General features: G+C 44.2%; 4 protein-coding genes and 1 pseudogene. All 5 read left to right on the forward strand.

Annotated features, from left to right (window positions below; all coding sequences use genetic code 11):
• Nucleotides 1-1,591 (forward strand): GAF domain-containing protein (locus AC3DOM_RS09580; protein WP_487918820.1); only part of this gene is annotated, 1,591 nt, incomplete at its 5' end.
• 51 nt (nucleotides 1,592-1,642) lie between these two features.
• A complete protein-coding gene (locus AC3DOM_RS09585; protein WP_487918821.1) occupies nucleotides 1,643-3,346 on the forward strand; it encodes a GAF domain-containing protein in 1,704 nt (567 codons plus the stop codon).
• A 45-nt stretch (nucleotides 3,347-3,391) separates the two neighbouring features.
• The gene (locus tag AC3DOM_RS09590) at nucleotides 3,392-4,177 is read left to right on the forward strand and encodes a ParA family protein (RefSeq protein WP_487918822.1); all 786 of its coding nucleotides are present in this window, start codon (nucleotides 3,392-3,394) and stop codon (nucleotides 4,175-4,177) included.
• Nucleotides 4,146-8,333, forward strand: coding sequence for a GAF domain-containing protein (locus AC3DOM_RS09595; protein WP_487918823.1), 4,188 nt, complete (start codon nucleotides 4,146-4,148; stop codon nucleotides 8,331-8,333). Before AC3DOM_RS09590 ends, AC3DOM_RS09595 begins: the two co-directional genes overlap by 32 nt.
• A gap of 17 nt (nucleotides 8,334-8,350) precedes the next feature.
• Nucleotides 8,351-8,622, forward strand: a pseudogene (locus AC3DOM_RS09600) (threonine synthase); the annotation flags it as partial.

The following is an 8,622-nucleotide window of genomic DNA, read 5'->3' on the forward strand; positions in this document are numbered from 1 at the left end:
TATTGAGAATTATGAAGAGGTCCATCTTTCAACAAATAATGCAGAACTATCCGCCATGATTCAAGATAATAATCTCATTGAATTACAAAACCAGGAATTGGATACTTTTGTATCGTTGCGGCAGGCATTTGTTCAATACTTAATTGTGGAGAATCAATTTCAAGAGCTTGACATCACAGGTATGCGTGATGAATTCTTCGTTGAAAACACGAAATCTCGTTTGATCCTTGTGCAGCAAGAATTGAGATTGCTTAATGAAGCAAATAATAATTATACAAAAGCCTTTAGCGAGGTATCCTTCTCTGCATATCAGGACACTGTCGGATTTATGGCGCTTGTCTTAATTTTCGCTATGTTTTTGGGGTGGCTAATTGCAAATAGAATTGCACACTCAGTTAGTGACAGGCTTGAATACCTTGAACGGTCCGCTGCCTCAATTGAGCAACAACAGCATGATTTGCGTTTTTCTTTTCAGATCGAGGGAAACGATGAAATTGCGATGCTTGGCAATACATTTGACCGAATGTATAAACAATTGCAGAATTCTTTAATCGAGCTCGAGACGCGTGTAGAAGAGCGTACTGCAGAATTATCAACTACCACTCAAATGAGCGAGAGGCGTGCCGTGCAATTTGAAGCGATCGCTCTTGTGGGTGCAGCGCTTGCATCAATTCGTTCATTAGATGAAGTATTGCCCAAGATCACAGAACTTATCAGCCAGCAATTTAATTATTACCACACCGGTATTTTTCTCAATGACTACACAAATGAAAATGCCATTTTGAGGGCTGCTAATAGTGAAGGCGGAAAACGCATGCTCGAGCGTGAGCATAAGCTCAAAATCGGGGAACAAGGTATCGTCGGTTTTACAACCAGCACAGGCCAGCCCCGGATCGCTTTGGACGTGGGTGAGGATGCGGTTTATTTTGATAACCCAGATTTGCCAGAAACACGGTCCGAAATGGCTCTACCCCTCCTTGTTGGGGGCAGGATAATTGGGGCCTTGGATGTTCAAAGCACGGAAGCAAATGCCTTTTCCGAGGATGATATTGAAGTTCTTTCAATTCTGGCGGACGAAGTTAGCATCGCCATTGAGAACGCACGCTTGCACGAGGAAACTCAACGTCTACTAGCAGAGGCACAAAGCTCCTTGGGAGAATTTTCCCGGGATGCCTGGCAGAAAATTTCAAAAAAACAAAAAATAATTGGTTACGAACTTTCAGGTAGAACTGTACGGCCTCTTAATGAACCAGTAAAACGAAAACTGAAATCGATTGGTATTCCGATTAGGTTGCGCGGCGATGAAATTGGCACAATTTATATCAATTTGCCGGATAACAAAATATTGAATTCGGATGAGATAGATATAACAAATTCATTGGCTGAGCGCTTGGGTGTGGCCTTAGAAAATGCAACCCTCTTGGAGGCATCCCAAAGCCAAGCGGTAAAAGAAAGCGTTATCGGTGATATTTCCGCAAAGCTCAGCGCAACTACAGAGATCGAACGCCTGATGCAGGTCGCTGTTGGTGAGTTACGTGATGTTTTGGGTGCGTCAGAGGTAACTCTTGAAATTGGAGATAATGAGCAATGAGTTTTTTTGACTTTCACAAAGTGACTTTCCAAAAAAGAAGGTAATTATATTATGTTAAAAGGTCTTGTTCGCTGGTTCAGCCCTCCCATTTTTGAAGACGAGGAAAAGACGCGACTGGCAGGAATATTAAATTACCTTCTCCTGATCGTGATTTTCCTCCTGGCATTATTATTGTTATCTCGCACAATTGCTTCCACAGTAAACTTAAATACACTCGTGACTTTGGGAACTCTCATCATTATTCTCATAAGCAGCTGGTTAATGTTAAAACGAGGAAATGTTAATTCTATAAGCGTCGCAGTAATACTTTTTGGATGGTTCGCAGTTTTTAATTTGGCAAGAGGCGAAGGTATTCGCGATACAGGGATAATTGCATATTTCATAGTAATTTTGATTGCCAGTGTTTTGCTTGGCTGGAAAGCAAGTATCCTGGTGACAATAGCCAGTGTCGCTTCGGTGTGGTATTTTGCATACCTGGAAGGCAGCGGTCTCTTTATTCCTGTTTATTCATCAGCGAGTGAAAATGCAATTGATATCACCTTCATCCTGATAATCAGTGCGGCATTGTTATTCATCCTTGACAATGGACTCCGAAATGCTGCTAAACGGGCGCAGGCAAACGAGCGCCGCATGGAAATAAGCAATAAAGAGCTGCAAATTCTACAGGTAAATCTCGAGCAACGCGTTCATGAGCGCACTCTCGATCTGGAAAGCAGTTCTACTCAAATTCAGAAACGAGCATCACAACTTGAGGCCATCGCTGATGTAGCAAGCTCGGTTGCCTCATTACAAGAAATGGATAAACTATTACCTCATATTACCAGGACAGTTAGTGAGCGTTTTGGTTACTATCACATTGGTATTTTCCTCCTATCTGAAAATAAACAATATGCGGTGTTGCGCGCATCAAATAGCGGTGGTGGGCAAGCCATGCTGGCTCGTGATCACCAACTCCGGGTGGGACAGGAGGGTATTGTAGGCTCTGCAGTCGATCTAAAAACAGCGCGCATAGCGCTGGATGTTGGCAATGACGCAACCTATTTTGACAACCCCGATTTACCGAACACTCATTCTGAAATGGCCCTGCCATTGATGATTGGTAATGAGGTCATTGGCGTGTTGGATGTGCAGAGCGAGGAGACAAACGCATTTTCAGGGGAGGATATTGAGGGTCTATCGACGCTTGCAAATCAAGTCGCAGTCGCAATCGAAAATGCACGGCTTTTCCAGCAATCGCAGGATACCCTTCAGGAACTTGATACCACCTTCCAGCGCTATCTGAAAAATGAGTGGAGCCGCTTTGGTAATTTAAGCGATATCATAGGGTATCGAGCCCGGACAACCGGCTTGGAAGCAATCAACGAACCCTTACAAATGGATGGCAAAACGATAAATAACGACTCTGTATACAAACTTCCTGTTAAACTTAGGAATATTGTGATTGGTTATCTCAATGTTGATCTCGATAAACCTGTAGCACAATATACAGAAGATGAATTAGAGATCATCCAGGCAACAGTTGACCGTTTTGCTTTAGCCTTGGATAACGCCCGCCTCCTTGAGGATACAACCCGCCGTGCAGGCCGTGAGCGTTTGGTTTCTGAGATCACAACCAAAATTCGCAGTACAAACGATCCACAGGTAATGATCCAAACTGCATTAGATGAACTCAAAGAGGCCTTGGGAGCCAGCAAAATTGAATTGACGACAGAAATTCCCAACCCTGGCAAAATTGAAGATATTGAAGAGAGTTAACGGTTTTTATTATAGAGCAGTCTCAAAGACAAAGCGAGGCAACTTATGACGTACGTAATTACTGTTTCAAATGAAAAAGGTGGTGTCGCAAAAACAACCACTACATTATCCCTTGGCGCCGCTTTAGCCGAAAAAGGATATCAAATTTTATTAATAGATTTGGATGCACAGGCAAACCTGACATTGGCCTTAGGCTTTGAGCCAGGTGGCGCTGCATTAACCTCAAGTGATATTTTGCTTGAAAATATTCCTTTGGAAAATGTTTGGCAAAAGAGTGATGTTGAGCGCCTGGATTTAGTGCCATCCAGTCAGAAAATGGAACGTGCCGAACAACTTTTACCGATACATCTCAATTATTCCACCCGTCTCGCAGATGCAATTCAAGCTTCGCACCCAACAAAATATGATTTTCTGTTAATTGATTGCCCTCCAGCTCTTGGCGCAGTAACATTGAATGCACTGAATGCATCTGACCTTCTGATTGTCCCCACGCAGGCAGAATATTTTTCGGCTTACGCTCTGAGAAATATGATGACCCTTGTTCGAAAAGTACGTAGTGAAAATAACCCTCCTTTGGCATACCGTATATTAATTACAATGCTCGACCGTCGCAATCGTTCTCACCGCACAATTCAGGCACAACTGGAAAACACATTTGGAGATGGGTTATTCAAAAGCATTATTGAGATTGACACAAAACTGCGTGAGAGTCCTATTCTTGGTTTACCAATTACAAAATATAAATCAAATACCCGTGGTTCTGAACAATATCGTCTTCTGGCACAGGAGTTAGTTGAATATGTCAAAGAAACAAATCAACAACCGACTTGACAAACTCTTTGACGATATCAAAGAGGAAGAAAGGGCGCTTGATCCACCAGCCCCTGCTCCTATTCCTATTGGTAAAGATGTCGTCAAAGAGGCAGAAGTGCCTCTTGAAACCCCAGCCTCTGAGGCTATTCCTCTTGATACCGATAAAATCAAGGAGGAAATAACGGCGCCTGAGACACCAGCCCCAGATCCTGTTCCTCCTGAAAACAATAAAATCAAAGATGATGTAAAGGCGCTCGAAACACTGTCACCCGATCCAACTCTCATTGGCACACGCGTGCTACCCCCGTTGGACGTTGTACTGGCCGCCAAAAGTAAGGGCAAAAGGACCGAGACACCTCGCGTACAAATAGACACCATTGATGCACATGCAACTATGAGCCTGCCTGTCCGCTTGGGAGCAGAATCCTGGGCGACCCTTCAAATTGTTGATAGCAAAACTAACCGTCAATGGGGGGGGGAAGATCAACAGCTTGTTCAACAAGTCACCGATCAGCTCTCACAGGCGTTGGAAAACGCGCTCCTTTTCCAGGAAACGCAAACCCGTGCTCAGGAAATGACAGCACTTGCGGATGTCGCCAGGGAAATATCTTCTACTTTGGATCTTAAAAAGGTCCTGGAAAGTATTGCATCTCAGGCCAAAATAACATTGAATGCGAAAACCAGCGCGGTCTTTGTTCCAGACGAAAGTGCCCAAACATTTTCCGCTATCGCAGCCTTGGGGGCCGGATCTGATAAAATTAAAGGCGACACATTAATTCTTGGTGAGGGGATAATTGGAAATATTGCCCTTACCAAAATTGGGAAATTTGTTAATGACACCAGTTCAGATCCAGAATCCAGAACTGTCCCGGGGACCAAGCAAGTTGAAAACGAACATATCATGGTTGCACCAATTCTTTCCCAAAATGAACTAAGGGGTTTGCTGGTCATTTGGAGAATAGGGATCGAGCAGGAATTTTTGCCATCAGAATTAAAGTTTCTGGAAAGTCTGGCACAACAGGCTGCCATCGCAGTTGACAACGCCCAGGCTTACGAGCGCATTCAACAAGCTGCTGATGAAATGGCCATGCTCTTCGAGGTCAGCCAGAATTTCTCGAGCGCATCTGTCGATATCAAGGAAATTGGCTCAGTTATCGCTGATAATTTTTTGAAAGTATTGACTTATTCTGAATGTACCATTTCATTACTCGACCCGGATGGAAAAACCCTAAGGATTAGTACCAATATTTTTATTGATGATGAAACAGGGAAAGTGATCGTGGATGATGAGGTCGGGAGAACAGAATCTTTAGCAGATTACCCTGTCATCGCACGTGTGTTGGAGAATAAACAACCTCTTGAGATTCATGCCAGCGACTCGGACGCTGACCCGGCCGAACTGGCTTACATGCAAGCACAAGAGGTCAATATTCAATCACTTATTATCTTACCCTTAGCTGTTAAGGGGCAGGCGATTGGTATTGTAGAACTGGAAAACTGGGACCAGGAATTACATTTGTCAGATGGAGAGTTAAACCTGGCGATGACCCTGGCCAACCAGGCGGCCCTTGCGCTCGACAATGCCCTCTCCTATCAACGCGTTCAGAAGGCTGCAAACGAGATGGCCACGATTTTCGACGTCAGCCAGGCCATCTCCAGTGCGCCTGTTGAAATCGAAGGGATTTCCAGGGTTGTTGCCCGAAACTTCACGAACGTGATAGGAATTCCAGAATGTTCAATCTGCTTATATGATTCTGCAAATCACAGCGCGCGAGTAGTAATGGATCTGATGGTTGACAAAAATGGGCGCCAGAAAATCAGAGAGGATGAAATTGGGAATATATACTATTTGAAGGATTATCCCGATACATCCAAGGCGCTAGCGGATTTTCAACCTTTGGTGATTCATGCCAGCGATCCTGATGCTGACCCCAATGAATTGGCATTGATGAAAGAGTATGATGTCACAACCACTGTAGTGCTGCCCCTGGTCGTGAAAAGACAGGCGATTGGATATATAGAATTGGAAAGTACTGGTGAAGAGCGCCATTTTTCTCAAGAAGAGCTCAATTTAGCAATGACCCTGGCCAACCAGGCTGCGGTGGCCATTGAAAATGCGCGCTTATTTCAGGAAGCGCAAGAATCAGAAAAATCTTTGCAGAGACAAAATGACTATATGGCCGCAGCGGCGGAGGTTGGGCGCCTGGTTACATCGACACTGGATATGGATATCCTGTTCAGGCGCGCCGTTTATTTGCTTCGGGAGCATTTTGGTTATTACCATGCTGCAATTTTCACCATTGAAGAGGCTGGGTTTGAGGTTGTTGTTCGTGAAGCAACAGGTGACGCTGGAAAAGAAATGAAGGAGCGGGAACACTCCCTCCAGGTTGGTTCAAAATCTGTTGTGGGTACAGCCACAGATACCGGTAAGCCTTTTATTGTCAATGATGTCACAGATAACCCCAACCACCAACCAAACCCATTGCTTCCTGAAACAAAGGCGGAGGCAGCCATCCCACTGATCATTGGACGAAGAATTATCGGAGCGCTGGATTTGCAATCTACCGATGTCGACGCCTTTACACCAGATGATGTAATTGTTTTACAACTACTGGCTGATCAATTTGCCACAGCCATTGACAATGCCCGCTCCTATAAACTGGCCCAAGATTCCTTTACTGAAATGCGGGAGCTCGAAAGACTTAAAAGTCAATTTCTGGCAAATATGAGTCATGAACTAAGAACACCACTGAATTCCATTATTGGCTTTTCACGCATCATCATCAAGGGTATTGATGGACCAGTAACAGATTTACAACAGCAGGACCTGACTGCTATCTATAATTCGGGCCAACATTTACTGGGTCTGATTAACGATATTCTCGATCTTTCCAAGATTGAAGCAGGTAAAATGGAATTAACTTTTGACGAAACTGATGTTGAAAAACTCATCAAGAGCGTTATGTCTACCGTAGTTGGCTTAATTAAAGATAAATCTGTTCGCCTGGAGGAAGAGATCCAGAATGATTTACCTGCTGTCAAAGCCGATTCAATGCGGGTTCGGCAGATATTAATTAATCTATTCTCCAATGCCGCCAAATTTACAGATGAAGGTGTGATCAAGGTTACTGCGGAAAGCGAAGGCGATTTTGTTCGCATTAGCGTTATTGACAGCGGACCTGGTATTTCAAAAGAGGATCAAAAGAAACTTTTCCAGGCATTTTCACAAGTGGACGCGTCTGCAACCCGCGCAACCGGTGGTTCAGGTTTGGGCCTCTCCATCAGTCAGGAACTTGTACACATGCACGGCGGAGAAATTGGTCTTGATAGTGAAGTTGGTAAAGGCAGCACCTTCTTCTTTACGCTTCCTCTCCATGAAGATCAAGAGATCACCCCTGAAATCGAAATTGCAGAATCTCAGGATGACGCTCAATCTCGGGTTGTCCTTGCAATTGATGATGATGAAAAAGTCGTCAAACTCTACCAGCGTTATCTACATACGCAAGGATATCAGGTAATTGCGCTCACAGATCCCAAGAAAGCGGTTGAGAGTGCTAAAGAAATTAATCCCTATGCCATCACGCTAGATATCATGATGCCAAATTATGATGGTTGGCAGGTTTTGCAAGATCTTAAATCTGATCCTGAGACGCAACACATTCCCATATTGGTATGCAGCATCGTTGAGGACACAGATAAAGGCTACGCGCTTGGCGCAACAGATTATCTTCTCAAACCAATTATCGAGGATGATCTGCTCGGCGCATTGGATCGGCTAAACAACGATGGGACCCTACATGACATCCTCATTATTGACGATGATCCTGATGATCGGCGCCTCCTTGAAAAACTCCTCAGCAGCGCTAAAGGCTTTACGCCGATTCTTGCGGAAGATGGGCCTGCTGGTTGGGATATGATCGTTAGCCATCCCCCTGACGCGGTTATCCTTGATCTCTTTATGCCCAAAATGGATGGTTTTGAGATAATTGACGCCATGCAAGCAAAAGCTGAACTTAGGGATATTCCTGTAATCCTCATCAGCGGAGGTGATATCAGTTCCACCCAACAAGAAAAACTTGATTCTCTCAATCACCACCTGATCCAAAAAGGCACGCTGGATCCCAAAGAATTATTATCTGTACTTGGGCGCAGCCTTAACCTTTTCAAGAAATAAGGAATAAATTAATAAATATGTCTTTCATTCTTCGTTGTATTGATTGCGGCCAAAAAGCTCCCTATTTTCCTACAGCTACAAATTGCCCTCAGTGCAATAGTCAATGGCGTGAAGCAGAATATGACCTAGAGACACTTTCAAAAACACTCCCTAAACTGCTTGCAAATCGCCCTTTCGATCTTTGGCGTTATCGTGAGTTGTTACCTGTTCAAAACCCCAACCCATCAATTTCCCTCGGTGAAGGCGGGACGCCATTAATTAGGGCCACAAATCTTGGCCTGATGCTTGG

The organism is Candidatus Desulfolinea nitratireducens, from assembly GCF_982879505.1.

What these genes read in the sequence shown, in the direction of transcription:
- AC3DOM_RS09585 (WP_487918821.1), top strand. Translation starts at nt 1,643, where the DNA reads ATGTTAAAAGGTCTTGTTCGCTGGTTCAGCCCTCCCATTTTTGAAGAC.
- AC3DOM_RS09595 (WP_487918823.1), top strand. Translation starts at nt 4,146, where the DNA reads ATGTCAAAGAAACAAATCAACAACCGACTTGACAAACTCTTTGACGAT.
- AC3DOM_RS09590 (WP_487918822.1), top strand. Translation starts at nt 3,392, where the DNA reads ATGACGTACGTAATTACTGTTTCAAATGAAAAAGGTGGTGTCGCAAAA.